The 26,174-nt window shown below is 65.4% G+C and carries 21 protein-coding genes, 1 tRNA gene and 2 pseudogenes; 16 read left to right on the top strand and 8 right to left on the bottom strand.

Going from position 1 to position 26,174, the window contains the following annotated elements; genetic code table 11:
- Positions 1–176: 176 nt before the first annotated feature.
- From der to OMK73_RS19780, 9 genes and pseudogenes are all read left to right on the top strand, one after another.
- On the top strand, positions 177–1,520 hold the full coding sequence (gene der / locus OMK73_RS19820; RefSeq protein ID WP_043347450.1) for a ribosome biogenesis GTPase Der: 1,344 nt from the start codon (positions 177–179) through the stop codon (positions 1,518–1,520).
- Between the two features lie 205 nt (positions 1,521–1,725).
- Positions 1,726–1,965: an RNA chaperone Hfq gene (gene hfq, locus OMK73_RS19815; RefSeq protein ID WP_006157757.1), complete on the top strand. Its 240-nt coding sequence runs from the start codon at positions 1,726–1,728 to the stop codon at positions 1,963–1,965.
- 295 nt (positions 1,966–2,260) lie between these two features.
- A pseudogene (gene hflX, locus OMK73_RS19810) lies at positions 2,261–3,519 on the top strand (GTPase HflX).
- Between the two features lie 104 nt (positions 3,520–3,623).
- Positions 3,624–5,030, top strand: coding sequence for an FtsH protease activity modulator HflK (hflK, locus tag OMK73_RS19805; protein ID WP_267603617.1), 1,407 nt, complete (start codon positions 3,624–3,626; stop codon positions 5,028–5,030).
- An 11-nt stretch (positions 5,031–5,041) separates the two neighbouring features.
- Positions 5,042–5,950 carry a protease modulator HflC gene (gene hflC, locus OMK73_RS19800; protein WP_267603615.1) on the top strand — a complete coding sequence of 303 codons (909 nt, stop codon included), beginning with the start codon at positions 5,042–5,044 and terminating at the stop codon, positions 5,948–5,950.
- A gap of 237 nt (positions 5,951–6,187) precedes the next feature.
- A complete protein-coding gene (locus OMK73_RS19795) occupies positions 6,188–7,351 on the top strand; it encodes an ATP phosphoribosyltransferase regulatory subunit (RefSeq protein WP_267603614.1) in 1,164 nt (387 codons plus the stop codon).
- A 113-nt stretch (positions 7,352–7,464) separates the two neighbouring features.
- Positions 7,465–8,804, top strand: a pseudogene (locus OMK73_RS19790) (adenylosuccinate synthase).
- Positions 8,805–8,956: 152 nt separating this feature from the next.
- Positions 8,957–9,517: a phosphoribosyltransferase gene (locus tag OMK73_RS19785; RefSeq protein WP_267603613.1), complete on the top strand. Its 561-nt coding sequence runs from the start codon at positions 8,957–8,959 to the stop codon at positions 9,515–9,517.
- Between the two features lie 20 nt (positions 9,518–9,537).
- The gene (locus tag OMK73_RS19780) at positions 9,538–9,696 is read left to right on the top strand and encodes a hypothetical protein (protein WP_267603612.1); all 159 of its coding nucleotides are present in this window, start codon (positions 9,538–9,540) and stop codon (positions 9,694–9,696) included.
- Positions 9,697–9,750: 54 nt separating this feature from the next.
- Here OMK73_RS19780 and OMK73_RS19775 read toward each other — a convergent pair whose 3' ends face one another.
- From OMK73_RS19775 to OMK73_RS19765, 3 genes are all read right to left on the bottom strand, one after another.
- Positions 9,751–10,362: an NAD(P)-dependent oxidoreductase gene (locus OMK73_RS19775; RefSeq protein WP_267603610.1), complete on the bottom strand. Its 612-nt coding sequence runs from the start codon at positions 10,360–10,362 to the stop codon at positions 9,751–9,753.
- Between the two features lie 71 nt (positions 10,363–10,433).
- Positions 10,434–10,868: an Rrf2 family transcriptional regulator gene (locus OMK73_RS19770; protein WP_267603609.1), complete on the bottom strand. Its 435-nt coding sequence runs from the start codon at positions 10,866–10,868 to the stop codon at positions 10,434–10,436.
- Positions 10,869–11,351: 483 nt separating this feature from the next.
- Positions 11,352–11,438: transfer RNA gene (locus OMK73_RS19765), tRNA-Leu, on the bottom strand.
- 69 nt (positions 11,439–11,507) lie between these two features.
- Here OMK73_RS19765 and rnr point away from each other — a divergent pair.
- The 3 genes from rnr (at position 11,508) to OMK73_RS19750 (ending at position 15,706) form a co-directional block, all read left to right on the top strand.
- A complete protein-coding gene (gene rnr, locus OMK73_RS19760) occupies positions 11,508–14,099 on the top strand; it encodes a ribonuclease R (protein WP_267603607.1) in 2,592 nt (863 codons plus the stop codon).
- A gap of 87 nt (positions 14,100–14,186) precedes the next feature.
- On the top strand, positions 14,187–14,930 hold the full coding sequence (rlmB, locus tag OMK73_RS19755; protein WP_267603606.1) for a 23S rRNA (guanosine(2251)-2'-O)-methyltransferase RlmB: 744 nt from the start codon (positions 14,187–14,189) through the stop codon (positions 14,928–14,930).
- A 17-nt stretch (positions 14,931–14,947) separates the two neighbouring features.
- The gene (locus OMK73_RS19750; RefSeq protein WP_324291750.1) at positions 14,948–15,706 is read left to right on the top strand and encodes an NAD-dependent deacylase; all 759 of its coding nucleotides are present in this window, start codon (positions 14,948–14,950) and stop codon (positions 15,704–15,706) included.
- Positions 15,707–15,752: 46 nt separating this feature from the next.
- On the opposite strand, the gene OMK73_RS19745 is transcribed toward OMK73_RS19750, so the two are convergent.
- From OMK73_RS19745 to tal, 3 genes are all read right to left on the bottom strand, one after another.
- A complete protein-coding gene (locus tag OMK73_RS19745) occupies positions 15,753–16,169 on the bottom strand; it encodes a type II toxin-antitoxin system VapC family toxin (protein ID WP_267603605.1) in 417 nt (138 codons plus the stop codon).
- Positions 16,166–16,414 (bottom strand): FitA-like ribbon-helix-helix domain-containing protein, encoded by a 249-nt coding sequence (locus OMK73_RS19740; protein WP_267603604.1) that lies wholly within the window; start codon positions 16,412–16,414, stop codon positions 16,166–16,168. Before OMK73_RS19740 ends, OMK73_RS19745 begins: the two co-directional genes overlap by 4 nt.
- Positions 16,415–16,692: 278 nt before the next feature.
- Positions 16,693–17,631 carry a transaldolase gene (gene tal / locus OMK73_RS19735; protein WP_267603602.1) on the bottom strand — a complete coding sequence of 313 codons (939 nt, stop codon included), beginning with the start codon at positions 17,629–17,631 and terminating at the stop codon, positions 16,693–16,695.
- Positions 17,632–17,805: 174 nt separating this feature from the next.
- Here tal and rpiA point away from each other — a divergent pair, with 174 nt between their 5' ends.
- From rpiA to OMK73_RS19720, 3 genes are all read left to right on the top strand, one after another.
- Positions 17,806–18,492 carry a ribose-5-phosphate isomerase RpiA gene (gene rpiA, locus OMK73_RS19730; RefSeq protein WP_267603601.1) on the top strand — a complete coding sequence of 229 codons (687 nt, stop codon included), beginning with the start codon at positions 17,806–17,808 and terminating at the stop codon, positions 18,490–18,492.
- A gap of 228 nt (positions 18,493–18,720) precedes the next feature.
- Entirely contained in the window at positions 18,721–19,188 is a 468-nt protein-coding gene (locus OMK73_RS19725; RefSeq protein ID WP_267603600.1) for a helix-turn-helix domain-containing protein, read from the top strand.
- Entirely contained in the window at positions 19,185–19,790 is a 606-nt protein-coding gene (locus OMK73_RS19720) for a PIN domain-containing protein (protein WP_267603599.1), read from the top strand. Before OMK73_RS19725 ends, OMK73_RS19720 begins: the two co-directional genes overlap by 4 nt.
- A gap of 132 nt (positions 19,791–19,922) precedes the next feature.
- On the opposite strand, the gene OMK73_RS19715 is transcribed toward OMK73_RS19720, so the two are convergent.
- Both OMK73_RS19715 and argA read right to left on the bottom strand, forming a co-directional pair.
- Entirely contained in the window at positions 19,923–20,198 is a 276-nt protein-coding gene (locus OMK73_RS19715) for an oxidative damage protection protein (protein ID WP_006157784.1), read from the bottom strand.
- Between the two features lie 111 nt (positions 20,199–20,309).
- A complete protein-coding gene (argA, locus tag OMK73_RS19710) occupies positions 20,310–21,746 on the bottom strand; it encodes an amino-acid N-acetyltransferase (protein WP_267603595.1) in 1,437 nt (478 codons plus the stop codon).
- A gap of 23 nt (positions 21,747–21,769) precedes the next feature.
- Between argA and hrpA the strand changes: the two genes are divergently transcribed.
- Positions 21,770–26,014 (top strand): ATP-dependent RNA helicase HrpA, encoded by a 4,245-nt coding sequence (hrpA, locus tag OMK73_RS19705; protein WP_267603594.1) that lies wholly within the window; start codon positions 21,770–21,772, stop codon positions 26,012–26,014.
- Positions 26,015–26,174: the final 160 nt, after the last annotated feature.

Raw genomic sequence — 26,174 nt, 5'->3', positions numbered from 1 at the left:
GCGCCAATCCGGTAGCACGATCCTCCTGGTCGTGCAGGTGAACGAGGTCGGGTTGCAACGCTAACCCGGCCGCCCGACAGGAAAAGTGGCCAGGCGCGCGACGCCCGGCCGTCGGACCCATATCACTCCGGAGTTCCTGGGGGCGGCATCTGCCGGCCCCCATTTCCGTTTATTGCATGAAACCAGTTATCGCTCTGGTCGGCCGTCCCAATGTGGGCAAGTCGACGCTATTCAACCGCATGACCCGTTCGCGCGACGCGCTTGTCGCCGATCTGCCCGGGCTCACGCGTGATCGCCACTATGGCGAAGGCCGCATCGGTGAACGTCCGTTCATCGCCATCGATACCGGCGGCTTCGAGCCGGTGGCCAAGGAAGGCATCGTTGCCGAGATGGCCAAGCAGACCCGCCAGGCGGTGGTCGAGGCCGACGTGGTGATCTTCCTCGTCGACGGCCGCCTCGGGCTGGCGCCCCAGGACCGGGTGATCGCCGATTACCTGCGCAAGACCGGGCGCCGCGTCATGCTGGCCGTGAACAAGGCCGAGGGCATGAAGTACACCACCGTGGTGTCGGAGTTCTACGAGCTTGGCATGGGCGACCCCTATGCCATTTCGTCGACCCACGGCGACGGCGTGCGCGAGCTGGTCGACGAGGCGCTGGAACTGGCGGTGAAAGAGCGCCCGGAACTCGCCGAGGAAGATGAGGGCGCCCAGCGCGGCGTCAAGATCGCCATCGTGGGCCGGCCGAACGTGGGCAAGTCCACGCTGGTCAACACCCTGATCGGCGAAGAGCGTGTGATTGCGTTCGACATGCCTGGCACCACGCGGGACGCCATCTACGTGGAGTTCGAGCGCGGCGGCAAGCCCTACACGCTGATCGATACAGCCGGCCTGCGCAAGCGCGGCAAGGTGTTCGAGGCCATCGAGAAGTTCTCGGTGGTCAAGACGCTGCAATCGATCGCCGATGCGAACGTCGTGGTGCTGCTGCTCGACGCGCAGCAGGACGTGTCGGAGCAGGATGCGCACATCGCCGGCTTCATCGTGGAATCCGGGCGCGCGCTGGTGGTTGGCGTCAACAAGTGGGACGGCCTCGACGGCCATAGCCGCGACCGCATCAAGCACGATCTGGAGCGCAAGCTGCAGTTCCTGGACTTCGCCAACTTCCACTTTGTGTCCGCGCAGCAGCGCACGGGCATCAGCGCGCTGCTGCGCTCGGTGGATGACGCGTATGCCGCGGCCATGGTCAAGCTGCCCACGCCGCAGCTCACGCGGATCCTGCAGGAAGCGGTCGAGTTCCAGCAGCCGCGGCGTGTCGGCGCGACCCGGCCCAAGCTGCGCTACGCGCACCAGGGTGGCTCCAATCCGCCCATTATCATCGTGCACGGCAATTCGCTTTCCGGCATCGCCGACACCTACCGGCGCTATCTCGAAAACCGTTTCCGCTCGGCTTTCAAACTGAAGGGCACACCGCTTCGCATCGAATTTCGTACGAACAAAAACCCATATGCGGACTCGAAGGATTGAGTCAGGCAGCGGGAGCCCAGGCGGGCAAGTTTCGTTTGCGTTCGTTTGGAACTGAGGCTAAATTCACGGTAGCAGGGGTTCCCTGCGAGGCGATGCTAGCTTGGTACCGTTTTGATCTTTTTTGGCGCGGTTTGCGCCGTTTGACTTGAATCGGGGATTACCGTCCCCATCATCTATCACTAAATCTATAAATTTGGAGTGTGCCATGAGCAACAAAGGGCAATTGCTACAAGACCCGTTCCTGAACGCGCTGCGCAAAGAGCACGTACCGGTTTCAATCTACCTCGTCAATGGCATCAAGCTGCAAGGCAATATCGAGTCGTTCGACCAGTACGTCGTCCTGTTGCGCAACACCGTGACGCAGATGGTCTACAAGCATGCGATTTCCACCGTCGTACCGGCCCGCGCCGTGAATTTCCGCGTGGACGAAACGGCCGAAGGCTGATCATTCGCGGATAGCACCGCAGTTTTCCGGCAGGCCAGTCGTACCGCGACACGGCCGCTAGTTGCCGGTGTCGCGCAGGGGCCAGATGCTCCGGCGCGACACCAAAAACACCAGCCCGGCCTGGCTGCAAAGTGGCCACGGGCACGGACATGCTTCGCCCTGGTGCATTCCGCCACGGACAGCGTCCCCGCTTCAAGCGTCTTCCCAGGCCAAGGCTCCTGCCTCACGGCACCAGCCACTGCCTCCCAGTAGCCTCCAACCCGTTTTCCTTTCTCGCGTTTCGCGATCCTCCCGTTTGCAATCTAGAGCCACCTCCAATTCCGAGTCTTCCCGCGCCATCCTCGTTGGTGTCGATTTCGGCAAGCATGATTTCCAGGAAAGCCTGAGCGAGCTGGCGTTGCTGACGTCGACCGCGGGCTCCACGCCGGTGCACACGCTGACCGGGCGCAGGTCCCGTCCGGACCCGGCGCTGTTCATCGGTTCCGGCAAGGCGGAGGAACTGAAGGAGGCCGCCGATGCACTCGATGCCGACGTGGTGGTATTCAATCACTCGCTCAGCCCGGCCCAGCAACGCAATCTAGAGCGCTTCCTGCAGCGCCACGTCATCGACCGTACCGGACTGATCCTGGACATCTTTGGCCAGCGGGCGCAGAGCCACGTCGGCAAGGTGCAGGTCGAGCTCGCCCAGGTCCAATACCAGGCCTCGCGGCTGGTCCGCGCCTGGAGCCACCTGGAGAGGCAGAAGGGCGGCATTGGCATGCGCGGCGGCCCGGGGGAGCGCCAGCTCGAGCTGGATCGCCGCCTGCTGGACGAGCGCGCCAAGCGGCTAAAGGCTGACCTGACGCGGCTGCAGCGCCAGCACAGCACCCAGCGGCGGGCGCGCGCGCGCAACGACACCCTGAGCATCTCGCTGGTCGGCTATACCAACGCCGGCAAGTCGACGCTGTTCAACGCCCTGACCAAGGCGCGCGCCTATGCCGCCGACCAGCTGTTCGCCACGCTGGATACCACTTCGCGCCGGCTGTACCTGGACGGCGTGGGCAACGTGGTCCTGTCGGATACCGTGGGCTTCATCCGCGACCTGCCGACCCAGCTGGTGGCCGCATTCCGCGCCACGCTGGAAGAAACCGTGCATGCGGACCTGCTGCTGCACGTGGTCGACGCCTCCAGCCCCGTGCGCCATGAGCAGGTCGAGCAGGTCAACCGCGTGCTGGCCGAAATCAATGCCGACGACATCCCGCAGATCGTGGTGATGAACAAGATCGACGCATCGCCGGAACTGCTCGAGCAGGGCCCCCGGGTGGAGCGCAACGAGGAGGGCGTGCCGACCCGCGTGTTCGTCAGCGCGCGCGACGGCATCGGCCTGGATACCCTGCGCGAGGCGTTGGTGGAAGTGGCGCGCTGGCTGGCCGAGCGCCCGCCCGAACGCCCCCGCTGGATCCGCGCCTGGCGGATGCGCAGTCCTACCCGGACGGCGACGCCGATGGCGATGCCTTCGGCGATTTCGATGGCGAGGACACCCGGGTGGATCCGGAAGAACCCGACACGCAGTGAGCCAGTTCGACGGAAATCGCAGCCAGATTGCCCCAAATGGGCAAAAGTGGCGTCGATGACTGTTAGAATCCCCTTGTTCCAACTATCCCGGACCCGTGCACTTCATGCCCCTGTTTCCCCGGAATTCTGAATCGAGCCATGCCTTTGGCAGCCGCGCAGGTGGCCGCAACGGCGGCCATGCACCGTCGCGAACGGCCTGGCAGCGTTTGCGCGCGATCCTGTCGTTGAACGATCCACGTTGGGGTCGGGGCGGCCCGGATGACGAAGACAAAGACAAGGACAAGGATAGCCGCGACAACAATCGCCAGCAAAACCAGCGTCCGCCCCAGGATGGTCCCCCCGATCTCGATGAGCTCTGGCGCGATTTCAACCGTCGCCTGAACGGCCTGCTCGGCCGCAAGGAGAACGGCAGTGGCGGCAATCAGGGCTTCGGCGGCGGTGCGCGCACGCCGGGCAAGGGCTCGGGGATCGGCGCCGGCGTGGTGGTGATCGCGGCGATCGGCATCTGGCTGGCCAGCGGTTTCTTCATGGTGCAGGAAGGCCAGACCGCCGTCATCCTCCAGTTCGGCAAGTTCAAGTACACCACGGGCCCGGGTATCAACTGGCGCCTGCCGTACCCGATCCAGTCCGCCGAGATCGTCAACCTGTCGGGCGTGCGCTCGGTTGAAGTGGGCCGTGCCACCTCGATCAAGGACAGCAACCTGAAGGACGCGTCGATGCTGACGCAGGACGAGAACATCATCGACGTCCGCTTCACGGTGCAATACGACATCCAGGACGCGAGCGAATTCCTGTTCTACAACAAGACCGACCGCGGCGGCGACGAGGAACTGGTGACCCAGGCTGCCGAGACCTCGGTGCGCGAGATCGTCGGGCGCAACAAGATGGACGCGGTGCTCTACGAGAACCGCGAGCAGATTGCCCAGAACCTGGCCACGTCGATCCAGTCGATCCTGACCGCGTACAAGACCGGCATCCGCGTGATTTCCGTCAACGTGCAGAGCGTGCAGCCGCCCGAGCAGGTGCAGGCCGCCTTTGACGATGTCAACAAGGCCAGCCAGGACCGTGAACGAGCCATCAGCGAAGGCCAGGCCTACGCCAATGACGTGATTCCGCGCGCCAAGGGTACCGCCGCGCGCCTGAACGAAGAAGCCGAAGCCTACAAGGCGCGGGTAACCGCCCAGGCCGAAGGCGATGCCTCGCGTTTCCGCCAGGTGCAGGCCGAGTATGCCAAGGCCCCGCAGGTGACGCGCGATCGCATCTATATCGAGACCATGCAGCAGATCTATACCAATTCGACCAAGGTGCTGGTGGATTCACGCCAGGGCAACAATCTCCTCTATCTGCCGCTGGACAAGCTGATGTCGCAATCCCAGGTGGATGCCCGCGCGCCGGCTGCCGGCACCGGGCAGGCCCCTGCAGCGGGCGGCGGCACGTCTCCCGCGCCCGATGCCAACGGCGATAACCGGTCGCGCGAGCAGTTGCGCAACCGTGACCGCGATTCGCGCTGAGGAGCCCCGACATGAACCGACTGATTTCCGTAGTAATCGGCCTCTTCATCGTGCTGGCGATCGGCTCCTCGATGGTGTTCGTGGTGGACCAGCGGCAGTACGCCGTGGTGTTCGCCTTTGGCGAGATCAAGCAGGTGGTGCGTGAGCCCGGCCTGCACTTCAAGCTGCCGCCCCCGCTGCAGAACGTGATCTTCATGGATCGCCGCCTGCTGACCATCGACGTGGCCGCTTCGGAGCGCTTCCTGACGGCCGAGAAGAAGAGCATGGTGGTGGACTGGTTCGTCAAATGGCGCATCACCGATCCGCGCAAGTTCTTCGTGGCCTTCAATGGCAACATCCGCGGCGCACAGGACCGCATGACCCAGCGTATCGACTCCGTCGCCCGCGAGGAATTCGGCAAGCGCACGGTGGCGGAGCTGGTGGCCGGCGAGCGTGAGAAGGTGATGCAGAATATCCGCTCAGCGATGGCCGACTACGCGCAGTCCGTGGGCGTCGAGATCATCGACGTGCGCCTCAAGCGTGTCGACCTGCTGCCCGCAATCAGCGAGTCGGTGTATCGCCGCATGGAAGCCGAGCGCAAGCGCGTGGCCAACGAGCTGCGCTCCACCGGCGCGGCCGAAGGCGAGAAGATCCGCGCCGATGCCGACCGTCAGCGTGAAGTCGTGCTGGCCGAGGCCTATCGCGATGCGCAGAAGATCAAGGGCGAGGGCGATGCCCGCGCGTCGCAGATCTACGCCGAATCCTTTGGCCGCGATCCCCAGTTCGCGCAGTTCTGGCGCAGTATGGAGGCTTACCGCAATACGTTCCGCGACAAGCGCGACGTGCTGGTGCTGGAACCCAATTCCGACTTCTTCCGCTACATGCGGTCGTCGGGCGGCGCGGCGGCGCCGGCGGCAGCGCCTCCGGCGAGCCGTCGCTAAGCTAGGCGGCTCCGTCCGCCAGGCGTTTCGACAAAACCCCGGCTTGCCGGGGTTTTGTCCGGCTGGAAGGGTGGCAGCGGATGCTTATCCAAGGGCGCCGCTGCCGTCTCATCCGCCCTGCCAGGTGACTGGCTCCCCGCTTGCGGCCGGCGCCCCCGGGCACGGCGCGCGGCGGGATCGAATTTCAACGGGTGGCTCAAGGCCGCCCGGCAACTGTGTGAAGTGAAGAGATTTACCATGTCCAATCACTGGCTCCTGCCTGAAAACATCGCCGACGTGCTGCCGTCGGAGGCCCGCAAGATCGAAGAATTGCGCCGCCGCATGCTGGACTTGTTCCGCACCTACGGCTACGAGCTGGTCATGCCGCCGATGCTGGAATACCTGGAATCGCTGCTCACCGGGACCGGGCACGACCTCGACCTGCGCACCCTCAAGCTGGTCGACCAGCTCTCCGGGCGCACCATGGGCCTGCGCGCCGACATCACGCCACAGGTAGCCCGCATCGATGCCCACTTGCTGAACCGCTCCGGCGTGACCCGGCTGTGCTACGCCGGCAATGTGCTGCACGCCCGCCCGGCAGGCTTTCGCGCAACCCGCGAGCCGATCCAGGTTGGCGCGGAGATCTACGGCCATGCCGGCCTGGAAGCGGATGTCGAGATCCAGGCCCTGATGCTGGCCACGCTGCAGGTTGCCGGCCTGACCGAGATTCGTCTCGACCTGTGCCATGCGGGCATCCTGGAAGCCTTGCTGGACGGGCTGCCATCCAGCCGCAAGATCGAGGATGCGCTGTTCGCGGCCCTGGAAACCAAGGATGTATCGGCGCTGCGCGAGCTGACCGAAGGCATGCCGCAGGCCGAGCGCGATGCGCTGCTGGCGCTGCCGACGCTGTACGGCGGCGTGGAAGTGATCGAGCGCGCCCGCGCGACCTTGCCGGCGAGCCCGATGATCGGCCGCGCGCTGGATGAACTCGCCGCGCTGGCCGCCGAGGTGAGCGGGGCGAGCGTCAACATCGATCTGTCCGACCTGCGCGGCTATCACTATCACAGCGGCGTGATGTTCACGGCCTATGTGGCTGGCTTGCCCAACTATGTGGCGCGCGGTGGCCGCTACGACAAGGTCGGCGAGGCCTTTGGCCGCGCGCGGCCTGCAACCGGCTTCTCGCTGGATTTGCGCGAGGTTGCCTCGCTTTCGCCGCTGGAAGTACGCGCGTTTGCCATTTTCGCGCCGTGGGATGCGGATCCCGCCCTGCGTGCCGCGATTACCGCGCTGCGCGCCGCCGGCGAGATCGTCATCCAGTCGCTGCCGGGCCATACGCACCAGCTCGACGAGTTCAACTGCGACCGCCAACTGGTCCGCCAGGATGGCGGCTGGACGGTGATTCCGCGCAGCGCCGGGGCCTGAGCGCAAGCACCAGGCGGCGGAATTCCCCGCGTTGCAGGCCGATCTCCCCAAAATCGGGGAGTTGACCTGCAACGAGAGTAAAATACGTTTTTAACCCACTGACCAAAATCAACATGTCCGCTTCTGCAGTAAGCCAGGGACGCAATGTCGTCGTGATCGGCACCCAATGGGGTGACGAAGGCAAGGAAAAATCGTCGATTGGCTTACCGATCATGCAAAGGGCGTGGTGCGGTTCCAGGGCGGCCACAACGCTGGCCATACGCTCATCATCGGCGGCAAGAAGACCATCCTGCGCCTGATCCCCTCGGGCATCATGCGCGAAGGCACGATCTGCTACATCGGCAACGGCGTCGTGCTGTCGCCGGAGGCGCTGTTCCGTGAGATCGAGGAACTGGAAGCCGCCGGCCTGCAGGTGCAGAACCGCCTGCGCATTTCCGAAGCGACCACGCTGATCCTGCCGTACCACGTTGCCATCGACAAGGCCCGTGAAGTGCGCCGTGGCGCCGACAAGATCGGCACCACCGGCCGCGGCATCGGCCCGGCCTACGAAGACAAGGTGGCCCGCCGCGCGCTGCGGGTGCAGGACCTGTTCGATCCCAAGTGCTTCGCCGAGAAGCTGCGCGAGAACCTCGACCTGCATAACTTCATGCTGACCCAGTACCTGGGCGCGGAAGCGGTCGATTACCAGCAGACCCTGGACGAAATGCTGGCCTACGCGCCGCGCCTGGCCCCGATGGTGGCCGACGTGTCGGCCGAGCTGTACGCGGTCAACGCTGCCGGCGGCAATCTGATGTTCGAAGGCGCGCAAGGCACGCTGCTCGACGTCGACCACGGCACCTATCCGTTCGTCACCTCCAGCAACTGCGTGGCCGGTGCCGCCGCCGCCGGCGCCGGTGTTGGCCCGGGCCGCCTGAACTACATCCTGGGCATCACCAAGGCCTACTGCACCCGCGTGGGCGCAGGCCCGTTCCCCAGCGAGCTGTACGACAACGACAACCCCAAGCGCCAGGACCCGGTGGGCGTGCGCCTGGCCAACGTCGGCAAGGAATTCGGCTCGGTGACCGGGCGTCCGCGCCGCACCGGCTGGCTCGACGCGGCCGCGCTCAAGCGCTCGGTGCAGATCAACGGCGTGTCGGGTCTTTGCATGACCAAGCTCGACGTGCTGGATGGCCTCGAAACCCTCAAGCTTTGCGTGGGCTACGAACTGGACGGCAAGACCGTCGACATCCTGCCGCGTGGCTCGGATGCCGTGGCGCGCTGCGTGCCGGTGTACGAGGAATTCCCGGGCTGGAACGAATCCACCTTCGGCGTGAAGGCCTGGGATGCGCTGCCGGAACAGGCTCGCACCTACCTGAAGCGCGTCGAGGAAGTGGTCGGCATCCCGATCGACATGATCTCGACCGGCCCGGACCGCGACGAAACCATCCTGCTGCGTCACCCGTACGTAGCCTGATGTTGTCTTGGCCCGCAAGGGCGCCGTGCGGCTGAAAGATGCCGCGCTGGTAAAAGACCGCAAAAGCACAAGAGCAAATCGGCCCGCGCAAGCGGGCCGAAACTTTATCGGTCAACAGACCATAAGCCTAAAGCCGAAGAGCTAAAACAATCATGACCCTGCCATCGAACGACGACGAGAACCTGTGGATCTCGTGGGACGACTACCATAGCCTGATCGCGCGCCTGGCGCTTAACGTCCACGAGTCGGGCTGGAAGTTCGACAAGATCCTGTGCCTGGCCCGTGGTGGCCTGCGCGTCGGCGACCAGATGTCCCGCATCTTCGACGTGCCTCTCGCCATCCTGGCCACCAGCAGCTATCGCGAGGCGGCGGGCACCCAGCAGGGCGACCTCGATATCGCGCAGTACATCACCATGACCAAGGGCGACCTCTCCGGCAAGATCCTGCTGGTCGATGACCTGGTGGATTCCGGCGTCACGCTGGAACGCGTGGGCCGCCATCTGCAGGAGCGTTATCCCGCCGTGACGGAAGTCCGCTCGTCCGTGCTGTGGTACAAGGCCTGCTCCAAGGTCAAGCCGGACTATCACGTGACCTTCCTGCCGACGAACCCCTGGATTCACCAGCCGTTCGAAGAGTACGACACGCTGCGCCCGCACAACCTGGCAGCCTGGCTCAAGCGCGGCAAGCACGCCGCCGGCGGCTCGCAGGCCTGATCCACGGGCCGCCCGGGCAAATGAGCGCGCAAACGAGCGGGCAGGGTGCTGCCGCGCGGGCATCGCGTTCGCAGGTAGCCTATCACAGCCTGCGCGACGATATCTTTGTCTTTCGCCTGCTGTCCGGCGACCGCTTTACCGAGAACGACGTTGCCGAGCGGCTCGGCAAAGGCGGCTAAAGAAAAGGCGGGGGCGGCTTGCCGCAGGCCCCGCCGTTGCCGTCCGTTTCCTGCCTAGTAAGCGACCGTGTAGCGCTGGCGCGAGTGCGCCGGCTTTTCCACTTCATCGAGCATGGCGATGGCGTAGTCCTCCATCGAGATCCAGCTCTTGCCGCTGGCGTCGGTGAGCAGCGTCTCCTCGCCCACGCGGAACTTGCCGGTGCGCGTGCCCGGCTCGAACAGGGCGGCGGGGGACAGGAAGGTCCAGTCGATCGCGGTTTCCTTGCGCAGGGCATTGAGGAAGTCGCGTCCGGCCAGGGCCTCGGCCTTGTAGATTTCCGGGAACTGCGGCGTGTCGACCAGTTGCACTTCCGGTGCCACGTAGAGGCTGCCTGCGCCGCCCACTACCAGCAGGCGGGGCACGGCGGCGGCCTTGACCGCGCCGATGATCTGCTCGGCCGTCGCCTGCAGGAAGCGTACGGTGCTGATCGCCACGTCATGGCCGGCAAGGGCGGCTGCCAGGGCCTTGGTGTTGGCGACATCCGCATTGACGGTGGCGAGGCCCGGCCGCGCGGGCAGCTTGTCGGCCTGGCGCGCGATCGCGGTGACCGTGTGGCCGCGGCTCAGGGCTTCGTCGATGAGGCGGGTACCGACACGGCCGGTGGCGCCGATGATTGCGATCTTCATGCTGAACTCCTTTGTTGCTCTGTTGAATAACGATATGAAACCACGATGGTTACACATCGGGATAAAAATTTTTACGTCTTGCGTTGCCGGGCCGCGCGCTCCACGTCGGCGAGCATGCCGGCAATCGTGATCTGCGCCAGCGCGCCATCCATCGCGGCCTGGGCGCGGTCCGCGGCGTGCTTCAGCGCGCCGGTGATTTCCCGTCCCACCATGCAGGCCGGGTTGGGCACGCTGTGATGCGGCGCGATCAGCGTGGCCGACTCCACCGCGCGGAACACGTCGAGCAGCGTGATCGATGCTGCCGCGCGCGCCAGCGAGGCGCCGCCGTTGCTGCCCATCATGGTGCTCACCAGTCCCGCCTCGGCCAACTGGCTGACCAGGCGGCGGATCAAGACGGGGTTGGTGCCCACGCTACCCGCGATCAGCGACGACGGCAAGGGCTCGGCGGCGCTGGCCAGCAAGGTCAGGATATGGACGGCGACGGCGAAGCGGCTGCTGGTGGTCATGGTTGGCGAGGCAATGTGAAACTATCTTAGTTACAGATGGCCGGCGCTGTCAAGCGGCGGGCGCGCCAAGCTGGCGCGCCAACGTGGTACGCGCCTGCAGCAACAGGGTGGTTTGCGCCGGAAAACGTCGGAAAGCGCGACATTCCGGCGTGCGAATGGCGGAAGAATGCCGGGAGCGCCACTGAAACTGATACACTCACCCGCAGCGCAGCAGTCGGCTGCTGCTCCGGCCGCGCCCTGGTAGTTCGTGTGAGCGCCAGGCCGTGTGGATGAATCTGTCTCAGTGGGTGCCTAAGCAGGCAACTCAGCAGGCAAGAGCGGACTCCACGCCCCGGAGCGGTCGTTGCTGCGACTGGTATTTATTAATTAGTTAAGTCGCGCAGTCGCGCCAATATCGAATCGGGAGTGCAAAGTTGCAAGATCAGACGCCGGAAAACAAAAAACCCGCAGGGCTCGAAAGCGCTGCGGGTTTTCCGTTTGATCTGGTGCCCAGGAGAGGACTCGAACCTCCACAGTGTTGCCACCGCTAGGACCTGAACCTAGTGCGTCTACCAATTTCGCCACCTGGGCGGGCGTCGAAACAACCGAAGCGCTCATTATAGCGACCGCAAGTCGTTTGTCAAATAATTCTAGAAAAAATTGAATCAGAATAACTATCCGATCCCTAGTCGGGAAGAAATCCTTGGCGTCCTGAGGACGTCGGGGTCGCCCTTGTCGGGCGGCGATATCGCCAAGGCGCTCGCCGTCACGCGCAAAGAACACGATGGCTTCCAGAAACGCCTCGCCGCCATGGAGCGCGACGGCCAGATCGAACTCAACCGCAAGGGCCGCTACGAGCTGGCCAACCAGCCCAACTTCGTGGTCGGCCGTGTGCAGGGCCATCGCGATGGCTTCGGCTTCCTGATCCGCGACGATGGCGATGACGACATCTTCCTGCCTGAGCGCGAGCTGCAGAAGGCCATGCACAACGACCGCGCCCAGGTGCGCGTGATCGGCTACGACCGGCGCGGCCGGCCCGAAGGCCAGATCGTCGAGATCCTCGAGCGTGCCAACCGCTACGTGATCGGCCGCCTGCTGAGCGAAGGCGGCGTGCTGGTGGTGGCGCCCGAAGACAAGCGCATCAGCCAGGACATCCTGATCCCGCCCAAGGCACAAGGCAAGGCGCAAGTCGGCCAGGTGGTCAGCGTCGAGATCATCGACTACCCCGATCGCTACGTGCAGCCCGTGGGCCGCGTGGTGGAAGTGCTGGGCGACTTTGACGATCCCGGCATGGAAATCGAAATCGCCGTGCGCAAGTACGGCGTGCCGCATGAATTCTCGGATGCCTGCGCCAAGGAAGCCGCCGACCTGCCCGACGAGGTGCGCGAGTCCGACCTGGAGCATCGCATCGACCTGCGCGATGTGCCGCTGGTGACCATCGACGGTGAAGACGCGCGCGACTTCGACGACGCCGTTTACTGCGAGCCCGTCAAGATCGGCCGCTCGAAGGGCTGGCGCCTGGTGGTGGCCATTGCGGACGTATCGCACTACGTGCGGCCTGGCACGGCGCTGGACGCCGATGCGCTGGATCGCGCCACCTCGGTGTACTTCCCGCGCCGCGTCATCCCGATGCTGCCGGAAAAGCTCTCCAACGGCCTGTGCTCGCTGAACCCGCAAGTCGACCGCCTGTGCATGGTGTGCGACGCCGTGATCACCGCCAAGGGCGAGCTCAAGGGCTATCAGTTCTATCCCGCCGTGATGCATTCGGCGGCGCGCCTGACCTATAACGAGGTCTGGTCGGTGCTGTCCAACACCAAGGGCCCGGAGGCGCACAAGCGCGCCGACCTGGTGCCGCACCTGCAGAACCTGTACGAGTTGTTCCAGGTCCTGCTCAAGGCGCGGCGCGAACGTGGCGCGATCGACTTCGACACCACCGAGACCTATATCGTCTGCAATGCGCAAGGCAAGATCGAGCAGATCCTGCCGCGCACCCGCAACGACGCCCACCGCCTGATCGAGGAGTGCATGCTGGCCGCCAACGTGTGCGCCGCCGACTTCCTCGAGCGCTTCAAGCATCCCACGCTGTACCGGATCCACGCCGGCCCGGGCGAGGAAAAGCTGAAGAACCTGCGCGAGTTCCTGCGCACCGTCGGGCTTTCGCTGGCCGGTGGCGACAAGCCGCAGGCAGGCGACTACGCCGATGTGATGGACAAGATCAAGAGCCGTCCCGACGCGCCGATGCTGCAGACCATGCTGCTGCGCTCGATGCAGCAGGCGGTCTACAGCCCGGACAACATCGGCCACTTCGGCTTGTCGTACGAGGCTTACGCCCACTTCACCAGCCCGATCCGCCGTTACCCGGACTTGCTGACGCACCGCGCCATCAAGGCCGTGCTGGCGCATACGAAGTACAGGCCGGCGTTTGCCCCGGGCACTGCGCTGAATACCGCGATCGCGCCCAAGGCGCGCCGCATGCAGGCCAAGGACGCCGCCGAGAAGGCCGAGCGCAGCGCCGCGCGCGCCCAGCGCAACGAGGCCATCTGGGACGAGCTCGGCCTGCACTGCTCGGCCAACGAGCGTCGTGCCGATGAGGCCTCGCGCGATGTGGAAGCCTGGCTCAAATGCTACTTCATGCGCGACAAGCTCGGCAGCGAGTATTCGGGCACCATCAGCTCGGTTACCTCGTTCGGCATCTTCGTGCAGCTCGATGAGCTCTACGTCGAAGGCCTGGTCCATGTCACCGAGCTGGGCAGCGATTATTTCCAGTATGACGAAGCGCGCAACGAACTGCGCGGCGAGCGTACCGGCATCCGCTACCGCCTGACCGACCGTGTCCGCGTGCAGGTTTCGCGCGTGGATCTCGATGCGCGCAAGATCGACTTCCGCCTGGTGCAGGAGCCGTCGGCCAAGAGCCTGCGCGGCCGCGCCCCGACCGCCGACGCCGCGCCGCGCGTGCCCGCCGCGCATGCCGTGCCCGCGCGCAAGAAGGGCCGTCAGCTGGCCGCGCTGCTGGGTGGCAGCTCCAAGCCGGAAGAGTCGTTCGACGAAACGCTGGACCGCGTGATCGAAGAGCAGCCGGTGTTCGAGGCTGTCATGACGCCGGTCAAGCCGCACGTGGGGCAGGGCGCCAAGGCCGGCGGCAAACCGGCCAAGCGCGCCGCCAAGCCCAAGCCGCAGCATCTCGGCTCGACGCACAAGGGCGGCGCCAAGCCGGCCGGCAAGAGCAGCCGCGCCTCGCGCAAACGCACCTGACGGCCAGGGGCCGGCGCCGGCTTGTCCGGCTCCGGCTCCCTGGCTCCGGACACGGGGCAAGCCCCGGCGGGAATGTACAATCTCGCCATGGCTAAACAAAAACTCTTGATCGGCTTTCACGCCGTCACCGCGCGCCTGCGCCAGGACGCCGCTGGCGTCACCGATGTCTACGTAGAATCCGCGCGGCGTGACCGCCGCATGCAGGACTTCATCCGCCTTGCCGAAAGCCTCAACGTCCGCCTGCACCCGGTGGACGCCGAGCGCCTGCGCGGCATGGCCGGCACCGACCGCCACCAGGGCGTGGTCGCCCGCGCCGAAGATGTGGCGCTGGCCCTCAATCTTGATGAACTGCTCGATGGCATCGAGGGCACGCCCTTGCTGCTGGTGCTCGACGGCGTCACCGATCCGCACAACCTGGGCGCCTGCCTGCGCGTGGCCGATGGCGCCGGCGCGCACGCCGTGATCGCCCCGAAGGACCGCAGCGTGGGTTTGAACACCACGGTGGCCAAGGTGGCCAGCGGCGCGGCGGAAACCATTCCCTACATCACCGTCACCAACCTGGCGCGCACGCTGCGCGAGCTTGCAGGAACGCGGCATCTGGGTGATCGGCACTGCCGACGGCACGGAAAAAACGCTTTACGACGTGGATTTCAAGGGCCCGGTTGCCCTGGTGATGGGCGCCGAAGGCGAGGGATGCGCCGCCTCACCCGCGAAACCTGCGACGAGCTGGTCGGCATCCCGATGGCCGGTGGCGTGGAAAGCCTGAACGTCTCCGTGGCCAGCGGCGTGTGCCTGTATGAGGCGGTGCGCCAGCGCCGCCTGAAGCGCTGAGCGCTGGGGCGGAATCCATGAAGGCGGACATCGACGCACAGGCGCTCGCGGCATCGCGCCGCCTGATCGGCGAAGCCACCAACATCATGGTGCTCACCGGCGCGGGCGTATCGGCCGAGTCCGGCGTGCCCACGTTTCGCGACGCCATGACCGGCCTGTGGTCGCGCTTCAATCCCGAGGAACTGGCGCAGGAGGACGCCTACCGGCGCCAGCCCGCGCTGGTATGGGAGTGGTACCTGCACCGGCGCGAACTGGTGGCGGCCACGCATCCCAACCCGGCGCACATCGCCCTGGTGGCACTCGCGACACAGAAAACCGTCACCCTGGTCACGCAAAACGTGGATGGTCTGCACCAGCGTGCCGGCAGCCCCGATGTGATCGAGCTGCACGGCAACCTCTTCGCCAACAAATGGCTGGGCGGCTGCGGCCGTTGCGACCCGGCGACCGCCGTGCCCGGCGTGCCGCCGCGCTGTTCCCTCTGCAATGCCATGATGCGCCCCGGCGTGGTGTGGTTTGGCGAGGAACTGCCGCGGGTGGCGCGCTATCGCGCCGAGCACGCGGCCGAGCAGTGCGACTTGTGCATCGTGGTGGGCACCTCCGGCCTGGTCTATCCGGCTGCGGGCCTGCCCGGCGCCGCCAAGGACCATGGCGCGCATGTCATCGTGGTCAATCCCGAGCCCTCGGCGCTGGATCAGACCGCCGACATCGTGCTGCGCGGCCCGGCCGGCGTGGTCTTGCCCTTGCTGTGGGACGGCACGCCTGCGACGCCAGCCTGAACCCGCTCGCCGCCTGGATTCCCGGGCGGCTTGCTGATCTATCTTCTCACCCCCATGGATCGACGATATCGATTCCGCATTCCACAAAGTCCTTCACGTTTCGCGTCGCGAGGTGAGCCCCTCGCGAACGGGCTATCGCGGCGATCATGGCATCGAACTGGCTGATGGGCTTGCCCAGGCTCCTGCGTAGTGCTGCGATCTCTGCGTAGGCGTCGGCAGCGTCGCTGTCGAAGTTCAGCACTTGTCCTGCCAGTTCCTCGTTGAATATGGCGAGGATGGCTGCCAGCAACCCCTGCTGGCGTCGACCGTCGGGCAGGACTTTGATGCCATAAAGCATCTCGCCACGTGTCACCGATGTGGTGAAGAGCGTCGCGCGCGGCTGGGCGGCTATCCATGTCAGCACCCTGCCTTCGGGTGCCGGCCTCAGCAGTTCCGACAGGACATTGGTGTCCAGGAGAATCATTTGCCGAGTTCCTGCGGTTCGCGGATGGCTTCGCGGGGAGGGAGGTCCAGATCAATTCCACCTAGTGGCGCAATCCGGCTACGGATGGCCTCGACCAGTGTTGGCACGCGCACTGGCTCAGTCGAAAGTGCGCTGCGCAGGATGGCCCGAGCTTCGTCTTCCATGGACCTGCCGTGTTGAGCGGCACGCACGCGCAATCGAGCCTTGAGTTGTTCATCCAGGTTTCGGATTGTCATGCTCGCCATGATGTGCTCCTTTTGCAATCAATGATTTCATATTAAGCATTGATTGCAGATGGGGCAAGCGGACCGGGGGCTCGATGGCGTTTGACGCACTTGAGCATACAGCGTTAGTACCCAGCGCGCCAAAGTGATGCCGCGAGTTGATCTTTTGTGTACCCGAGATATGCAACATGTGCATCCATCTCATGAAGAGCCAGCCGTCTCATGTTGCTGAGGCGGCTGGCGTCTTGCTTCGAGGGAGATGTCGTCCTGTCTTAGCGGCACCGTCCGGCGCCGCCCCCTCAAGCCGTAATCAACGCCTCCAGCTTCACGGCATCCGCCGCAAACGCGCGAATCCCCTCTGCCAGCTTTTCCGTCGCCATTGCGTCTTCATTCAACTGCCAGCGGAAGGCCGCCTCATCGCATTCGATGCGGGCGATATTGCCGGCCTGCGCCTGGTCGACCGACAGCTTGCGCGCGACCGTGCCTTCGCTGGCGGCCAGCTTTTCCAGCAGGTCCGGGCTGATGGTCAGCAGGTCGCAGCCGGCCAGCGCCAGGATCTGCTCGGCGCTGCGGAAGCTGGCGCCCATCACCTCGGTCGTGTGGCCGAACTTCTTGTAGTAGTCATAGATCTGGCGCACCGAACGTACGCCGGGATCGTTGTCGCCGGCATTAGCGGCGGCGTCCCATTTGTCGCCGGCTTGCTTCTTGTGCCAGTCCAGGATGCGGCCGACGAAGGGCGAGATCAGTTGCGCGCCGGCCTCGGCGCAGGCAACGGCCTGTGCCAGCGAGAACAGCAGCGTCATATTGCAGCTGATGCCTTCGCGCTGCAGCACCTCGGCGGCGCGGATGCCTTCCCAGGTGGAGGCGATCTTGATCAGCACGCGCTCGCGCGCCACGCCGCGCTGCTCGTACAGCGAGATCAGGTGGCGGGCCTTGGCCACCGTGGCTTCGGTGTTGAAGGACAGGCGCGCGTCGACCTCGGTCGACACGCGGCCCGGCACGATGGCCAGGATCTCGCAGCCGAAGGCGATCAGCAGGGCGTCCATCACGGCGTCGATGCCGTCATTGCCGCGCACGGCCTTTTCCAGCAGGGGACGGTACTCGGCCTTCTGGACGGCCTTGAGAATCAGGGATGGGTTGGTGGTGGCGTCCTGCGGCGTGTACTGCTTCATCACCTGGAAATCGCCGGTGTCCGCCACCACGGTGGTGAACTGCTTGAGCTGATCGAGCTGGTTCATGGTCAGTGAGTTGCTATCAAGGGTTGGTGATGGCGCAGGACCGAAACGGCAGGCCCCGGGCGCCGCGCTGATGCATGCCTCGGGGCATTGTACCGTCGGCTCGCGCCCACGCCGGGGATGTCACGGCATTCCGGTACACTATGCGGTTTCCCCCAAAGCAGATGGGCTGTTGTCATGACACAGGATGAACTCAAGGCGCTGGTGGCGCAAGCCGCGGCCGACTATGTCAAAGAGGTAGTGCCGGCGGGCTCGGTGCTGGGCGTGGGCACGGGCTCCACGGCCAACCTCTTTATCGATGCGGTGGCGGCGTTCAAGGAACGCTTTGCCGGCGCGGTCTCCAGTTCGGAGGCTTCCACGCGCCGCCTGCAGCAACACGGCTTCAAGGTCTTGGACCTGAACGAGGTCGACGAGATCCCCGTGTATGTCGACGGCGCGGACGAGATCGACGCCAGCGGCGCCATGATCAAAGGCGGCGGCGGCGCGCTGACGCGCGAGAAGATCGTGGCCTCGGTGGCGAAACGCTTTGTCTGCATCGCCGACGGTAGCAAGCTGGTGGATGTGATGGGTGCGTTCCCCCTGCCGGTGGAAGTGATTCCGATGGCACGCGCTGCGGTCGCCCGCCAACTGGCTGCATTCGGCGGCCAGCCGCGCCTGCGCATGACCAAGGAAGGCGGCATCTTCAAGACTGACAACGGCAATGTGATCCTGGATGTGGCTGGCCTGAAGATCAGCAATCCGAAGTCGATGGAAGAAGCCATCAATCACATGCCGGGCGTGGTCACGGTGGGGCTGTTTGCCCTGCGCGGCGCCGATGTGTTGCTGCTGGGCACGCCGGATGGCGTGAAGCGCAGCGATTATTGAGTGTGCCGGACTCGTGGCTCTCCAAGGAGGCAGCGGGTAGATGAGTAAGGGCTCTCGATGTTTCGAGGGCCTTTTTCTTTTCCGAGGAGGATGGCTAGCGTAGCTTCAGTTCTCACTCCGGCGATGGGCGAGTTGGTACTTGCGCAGTTGCATTTATTGCGCTTGTTGCATTTATTGCGTCCATGGTGCGGCGCGCGTATATTGGGTTGGTCTTCCCGGAGTCCCAATATGACGATCACCGTTTCCGATCGATTCGAATTGACCAACGACCAGGCCGCGCTTTTGGCCGATGCCAGCCGCCTGATGGGTGAGGCGCTCGACCGCTCGCGCGCAGCGCGCGTCGCCCTGGTCGAGGAAAGCGACAGTGGCGACGTCGCGCGAATTGAGGTGCCGCCGGCGACACTGCGCGTGCTTTCCAGGGTCTTGGCGATGATGGCGAGCCAACAGGTCTTCCTCCTGTATCCCGCGCAAACCGAGCTGACCACCAAACAAGCGGCCGACATGCTTGGCGTCTCCCGCCCCTATTTGATCGGGCGGCTGGAAGCGGGTGACGTTCCTTTCCGAAAAGTCGGGCGTCACCGCCGCATCCGTATGGACGACGTACTGCGATACAAGGAGAGCATGCGGGACGCGCGCAAGACGGCTCTCGACGATCTAGTCGCGCAAAGCGAAGCCTTGGGTGGATACGATCTGTGAGGTTGGCATTCGATCGGTTCACGGTCGTGCTGGACGCATGCGTGTTATTTCCGATGATCGTGCGTGATGTCCTGCTAACGCTAGCCCATCATGAGTTCTTCAATCCAAAATGGTCGGACCGCATCCATGATGAATGGACATCCAATCTGATTGCGCGGCGCCAGGCTGCGGGCATCACGGAGGATGCCCGGGCACAGATCGAGGCCACCCGGCGGGCAATGGATCTCGCCTTTTCCGATGCGCTGGTAGTCAATATTCCGCCTGAAACGGCGATATTGCGTCCGGTCGATCCAAAGGATCGACACGTCGCGATGGTCGCCATAGCTGCGCGCGCGGACGCGATCGTGACGTTCAATTTGAGGGATTTCGCGTCAGATTACCTGTGTGCCAAACTGGAGATGGACGTCGTCTACCCCGATCAATTCGTTCTCGACCTGATTGATTTCAATGAACAGCGTGCAGTCGTTGCCATCCAGGAATTGCGCGTTCGCAAGCTGAATCCCCCATGGTCGGTCGACGAACTGATCGAGCGAATCAGGCGGGGCGGCCTGTTGCAGACCGCGTCGTGGCTGGAGAGCGAGGACGTTCGCCCATTGCTCTAGGATTGCTTTCTCATGGAAGTCCAAGCCACAAAAAGCCCCTCAACCGCTTGGCGAGGGGCTTTCTATGCAAGCAGCAGGGTGCAATGCTTTCAAGCATCCGCGCCGCGCGGCGCGAAGCCGCGCTCAGCCAGATCAGGCAGCCGGCGGCGGCACATAGCCCTGTGCCTGGTCGGCGCCTTCGCCGAAGAAGTACTTCTCGGTTTGCTTGAGCAGGTACTGGCGGGCCCGGGTGTCGGCCATGTTCAGGCGGTTTTCGTTGATCAGCATGGTCTGGTGCTTGAGCCAGCCGGCCCAGGCTTCCTTCGACACGCTTTGCCAGATCTTCTTGCCGAGTTCGCCCGGCAGCGGCGGCAGGTCAAGCCCTTCGGCTTCTTTGTTGAGCTTGACGCATTGAACCATGCGGGCCATGGGGAACTCCTTGTTTTCGTGTGAGGTAGCCGGCGCGGCGAGGCGGCCGGCCGTTGCGATGCCGCTATTGTAACGAAGCGGGGGCCAGCCTTCAGGCTACCCCCACCGCTGTCACAGTTTCTTCATCAGCACCATCGACTTGCGCTGCCAGTTGTAGAGCTTGCGCTTGTCTTCCGGCAGGTCGTCCACGGTGGCGTGGACAAAGCCGCGCTTGAGGAACCAGTGTTCCGTGCGGGTGGTGAGCACGAACAGGCGGTCAAGGCCGAGGCTGCGGGCGCGGCGCTCGATGCGCTTGAGCAGGCGCTCGCCGTCGCCGGTGCCCTGGGCTTCGGACGACACCGTCAGGCAGGCCATCTCGGCCATGCCTTCGCGCGGGTAGGGGTAGAGCGCGGCGCAGCCGAACAGCACGCCATCGTGCTCGATCACCGAGAAGTTGGCGATGTCGCGCTCGATCAGGTGGCGTCCGCGTGGCACCAGCGTGCCGTCCTGCTCCAGCGGGGCGATCAGCTGCAGGATGCCGCCGACGTCGTCCAGCGTGGCTTCGCGCAGGCTTTCCAGGTCGGTGTCGGAGATCATGGTGCCGACGCCGTCGTGCAGGAACAGTTCCAGCAGCACCGAGCCGTCCAGGTGGAAGGGGATCAGGTGGGCGCGCGGCACGCCGCCCTTGAGCGCCTTGACCAGGTGTTCCAGGTAATAGGAGACGTCGGGCGGCAGGTGGTTGTTCTGCAGCCGCTCGATGGCGGTGCGCAGCGACATTTCCGGCATCAGCTTGCCGACCGGGTCCTGCACGCCGGGGACCTCGGTGATGAATACCAGCTTGTCGGCCTTCAGCGCGATGGCGGTGGCGCTGGCCACGTCTTCCATCGACAGGTTGAAGGCCTGGCCGGTGGGCGAGAAACCAAGCGGCGAGAGCAGCACGATCTTGCCGTGCGACAGCGACATGCGAACCGACTCGCCGTCGATCTTGCGCACCAGCCCGGTGTGCTGGTAATCCACGCCGTCGACAATCCCGAGCGGGCGGGCGGTGACGAAGTTGCCGGAGATCACCGACAGCTGCGCGCCCGCCATGGGCGTGTTGGGCAGGCCCTGGCTGAAGGCGGCCTCGATATCCAGGCGCAGTTCGCCGGCGGCTTCCTTGGCGCACTCCAGCGCCGCGTTGTCGGTCACGCGCACGCCGTCGGCGAATTGCGACTCGACATGGCGCAGCGCCAGTTGCTCCTCCACCTGCGGGCGCGAGCCGTGCACCAGCACGATCTGCATGCCCATGGCGTGCAGCAGGGCCACGTCATTGACCAGGGCGTTGAGGATGTTGGCCTTGACCAGCTCACCGCCGAAGGCGATCACGAAGGTCTTGCCGCGGAAGGCGTGGATATAGGGCGCGACCGCGCGCAGCCAGTCGACGAACTGCTGGTGGTCGGGGGCGCCGCGCTCGACGGGGTCGGCGCCGGTGGCAGGCGCGGGGAGCGCGGAAGGGTCGGTGACGGGCAGGGGCTCGTCCAATTCGGACGGCGCGGGCGCGTCGGCTGGCGTGTCGGTTCTTGCATTCATGCCGCGGATTATAATCCCGGCCAATGTCAGCACAACGCCCCGCCAAACCTTTGTCGCCGGATCGGAAAACCGATGCCGGCCGCCCCGCGCCCAAGGCCGCCCCCTCGCCAGCCCAGCCCGCTGTCCAGCCCGTCGCCAGGCCGGCGCGCGCACCTGCCGTTGCCGCTGCGCCGGCGGCCGGCCAGCGCCCGGACGGCCGTCAGCAAGACCGCCAGCAAGACCGCCAGCAAGACCGCCAGGATCAACGCCCGCCAGGACGGCAGGACGGGCGCCGCCCGCCTCAGGGGGCAGGCGGTGCCGCCGGTCGCTCCGGCCCGCCGGCCGAACGCCAGCCCGGTCAGCCGGGCCAGGCCCGGCAGGCCAGGCCGCAGCCGGCGGATGGCACGCCCCGGCCGCTGCGCCCGGAGCACCCCGAGCGCACCGAACGCACTGAACGCCCGCCCCGCGAGGCGAGGCGCCCAGTGCGCCAGGCCAACCCGCTCCCGCCCATCACCTTCCCCGAGGCGCTGCCGGTATCCGGCCGCCGCGAGGAGATCGCGCAGGCGCTGCTGAATAACCAGGTGGTGATCGTCTCCGGCGAGACCGGTTCCGGCAAAACCACCCAGCTGCCCAAGATCTGCCTGTCGATCGGGCGCGGCCCGGGCGCGGACGGCAGCGGCGGCCTGATCGGCCACACGCAGCCGCGCCGGATTGCCGCCACCTCCACGGCCAAGCGCATCGCGCTGGAGATCGGCACGCCGCTCGGCGAGCACGTGGGCTACCAGGTGCGTTTCAACGACACCATGTCGGCGGGCGCTTCGGTCAAGCTGATGACCGACGGCATCTTGCTGGCCGAGACGCAGAACGATCCGCTGCTGCGCGCCTACGACACCATCATCATCGACGAGGCGCACGAACGCAGCCTCAATATCGATTTCCTGATCGGCTACCTGAAGGAGATCCTGCCCAAGCGGCCGGACCTCAAGCTCGTCATCACGTCGGCCACCATCGACGCCAACCGCTTCGCCGAACACTTTGCGCAGGGCGGCAAGCCCGCGCCGGTGATCGAGGTCAGCGGGCGCCTGTATCCGGTGGAGATCCGTTACCGGCCGATCGAAAAGGACAAGCCGGCGCCGGGCGAGGGCGCGCCCAAGTCCGCGCAATCGAAGGATCGCGACCTGTTCGACGGCATCGTCGAGGCCGTGGATGAGTTGTGCCGGCTCGGCCCCGGCGATGTGCTGGTGTTCCTGCCCGGCGAGCGCGAGATCCGCGAGGCCGCCGAGGCGCTGCGCAAGCACCATCCGCCGCATACCGAGATCCTGCCGCTGTTCGCGCGCTTGTCGGTGCAGGAACAGGAACGCGTGTTCCGGCCGTCCAACGCGCGGCGCATCGTGCTGGCCACCAACGTGGCCGAAACCTCGCTGACTGTGCCCGGCATCCGCTATGTGGTGGATACCGGGATGGCGCGGGTCAAGCGCTATTCCTACCGCAACAAGGTCGAGCAACTGCAGATCGAGGCGATCTCGCAGGCCGCCGCCAACCAGCGCGCCGGGCGTTGCGGCCGGGTGGCCGACGGCGTGTGCATCCGGCTGTACGAGGAAGCCGATTTCATCGGCCGCGCGCGCTTTACCGATCCGGAAATCCTGCGTTCTTCGCTGGCTGCGGTGATCTTGCGCATGAAGGCGCTCAAGCTGACCGCGATCGAGGAGTTCCCCTTTATCGAGCCGCCGCTGGGCCGCGCCATTGCCGACGGCTACCAGTTGCTGCAGGAGCTGGGTGCGGTGGAAAGCGTGGGCGACGACGCCAACGCGCTGACCCAGGTCGGCCGCCAGCTGGCCCGCCTGCCGCTGGACCCGCGCGTGGCCCGCATGACGCTCGCCGCACGCGAGCACCATTGCCTGCGCGAGGTGCTGATCATCGCCAGCGCGTTGTCGGTGCAGGATCCGCGCGACCGTCCGCAGGAGGCGCAGGAAGCCGCCGACCAGGCCCACCGCAAGTTCATGGACGAGCGCTCCGAGTTCCTGGGCTGGGTCAAGATGTGGAAGTGGTTCGAGGACGCGGTGGCCCACAAGAAGACCAACCGCCAGCTGCAGGACCAGTGCCGCGCCAGTTTCCTCTCGCATGTGCGCCTGCGCGAATGGCGCGACGTGCATTCGCAGCTGCTGACCACCGTGACCGAGCAGGGCTGGAAGCTCAACGAGAGCGAGCCCACCTATGAGCAGGTGCACAAGGCGCTGCTCACGGGTTTGCTCGGCAACGTAGGTTGCAAGATTGAAGACGCCGACGGCCGCGGGCGCGAGTACCTGGGCGCGCGCGGCATCAAGTTCCACCTGTGGCCCGGCTCGCTGATCGCGCGCAAGGTCGGCCGCTGGATCATCGGCGCCGAGCTGATCGAGACCAGCCGGCTGTTCGCGCGCACGCTGGCCAAGATCGAGCCCGAGTGGCTGGAGCAGGTTGGCCGCCATCTGCTGCGCGTTAGCTGGAGCGATCCGCACTGGGAGAAGAAGTCCGGCCAGGTGATGGCGATGGAGCGTGCCACGCTGTATGGGCTGGTGGTCTACCAGCACCGGCGCGTGCATTACGGGCCGATGAACCCGGCGCAGGCGCGCGAGCTGTTTATCCGCCGTGGGCTGGTGGAGGGCGAGTTCGATACCAAGCTGCCCTTCTTCGCCCACAACCAGCGCCTGACGCGCGAGATCGAAAACCTGGAGCACAAGGCGCGCCGCCAGGACGTGCTGGTCGACGATGAGCTGATCTTCGCGTTCTACGATCGCCTGGTCCCCGCCGAGATTCACCAGCAGGCTACCTTCGAGCAGTGGTACCAGGCCGAGAGCGCGCGCGACCGCAAGCTGCTCTACCTGAACCGCGAAGAGCTGATGCGGCACGAAGCAGCCGGCATCACCACCGACCTGTTTCCCAAGCTGATGCCGGTGGCGGGCGTGGATATGTCGCTGACGTACCACTTCGAGCCCGGCAGCCATCGCGATGGCGTGACGCTGACGGTGCCGCTGTACGCGCTCAACCAGGTGCGCCCGGAGCGGGCCGACTGGCTGGTGCCCGGCATGGTCAAGGAGAAGGTGCACCTGCTGCTCAAGTCGCTGCCGCAGAAGCTGCGGCGCCATTGCGTGCCGCTGCCGGACTACGCGGCGGGCTTCGTCGATCGCAATGCCTTTGGCGAGGGCGAGTTGCTGGATGTGCTGATCGCAGACATCCGCGAGCAGACCGGCACCATGGTCAAGCGCGCCGACTTCAAGCTGGAAACCTTGCCCGCCCACCACGCCATGAACTTCAAGGTGGTGGACGAGCATGGCCGGCAACTGGACATGGGCCGCAACCTGGCGCAGTTGCGCGCCGAATTTGGCGGGCAGGCGCAGCAGTCGTTCCAGAGCATCGCCGCGCGCGACGTGCCGGCGGCCGAGGCGGGGCAATACGAAAACCTGACCAGCTGGTCCTTCGGCGAACTGCCAGAGCTGCTGGAAGTCCGCAAGGGCAACCAGACGCTGTACGGCTATCCGGCGCTGGTCGACCACGCCACGCATTGCGACGTGGAGGTGTTCGACGATCCGCAGGAAGCCGCGCGCATCCATCAAGCCGGGCTGCGCCGCCTGTTTGCGCTGCAGTTGCGCGAGCAGGTGAAGTTCCTGGAGAAGAACATTCCAGGCATGCAGCAGATGGCGATGCAGTACATGACGCTGGGCACGCAGGAGATGTTGCGCGACCAGATCGTGATGCTGGCGCTGGAGCGGGCCTGCCTGCAGGCGCCGCTGCCGCGCAACGAGGCTGAGTTTGCCGCCCGCAAGGAAGAAGGGCGCTCGCGCCTGAGCTTGCTGGCGCAGGAGATCGCTCGGCTGGTGGGGGCGGTGCTCGCCGAGTATGCGACGCTGCCGCGCAAGCTGATCCAGGCCAAGGCGTTTGCCGCTGCGCACGCCGATATGCAGGCGCAGCTGACGCGGCTGATGGACAAGCATTTCGTGGCCGATACGCCTTACCTGCAGCTGGTGCATTTCCCGCGCTACCTGAAGGGCATCGCCATGCGCATCGACAAGATCAAGGGCGATCCGGCGCGCGACGCCCAGCGGCTGCAGGAAATCACGCCGCTGCTGCAGCAATGGCAGCGCGCGCAAACGCAGTTGCGGCAGCAGGGCCGGGGCGTGGAAGACGCGCGCCTGGACGAGTTCCGCTGGATGCTGGAGGAGCTTCGGGTGGCGCTGTTCGCGCAGGAGTTGCGCACGCCGGTGCCGATGTCGGTCAAGCGGCTGCAGAAGGTGTGGGAGGCGATGCAGCGCTGAAGTCAGGGTTGCCCGGCTTTGGCGCGAGCGCTAGCCCGCGCGGAGATTGTGACCAAATGTTAGTTTGTTGCGCTACGTCATCGGATCGCAGTCCGGAAACGTTAGAATGGTCGATTAAGTCATTGTTTAACGGTCTTATGCTTGCATTGCGTCGTGTAGT

Source organism: Cupriavidus sp. D39, from assembly GCF_026627925.1.
Classification (GTDB): domain Bacteria; phylum Pseudomonadota; class Gammaproteobacteria; order Burkholderiales; family Burkholderiaceae; genus Cupriavidus; species Cupriavidus ulmosensis.
The sequence above is the reverse complement of the archived record's forward strand: the minus strand, read 5'-3'. Positions and strand labels throughout refer to the sequence as shown.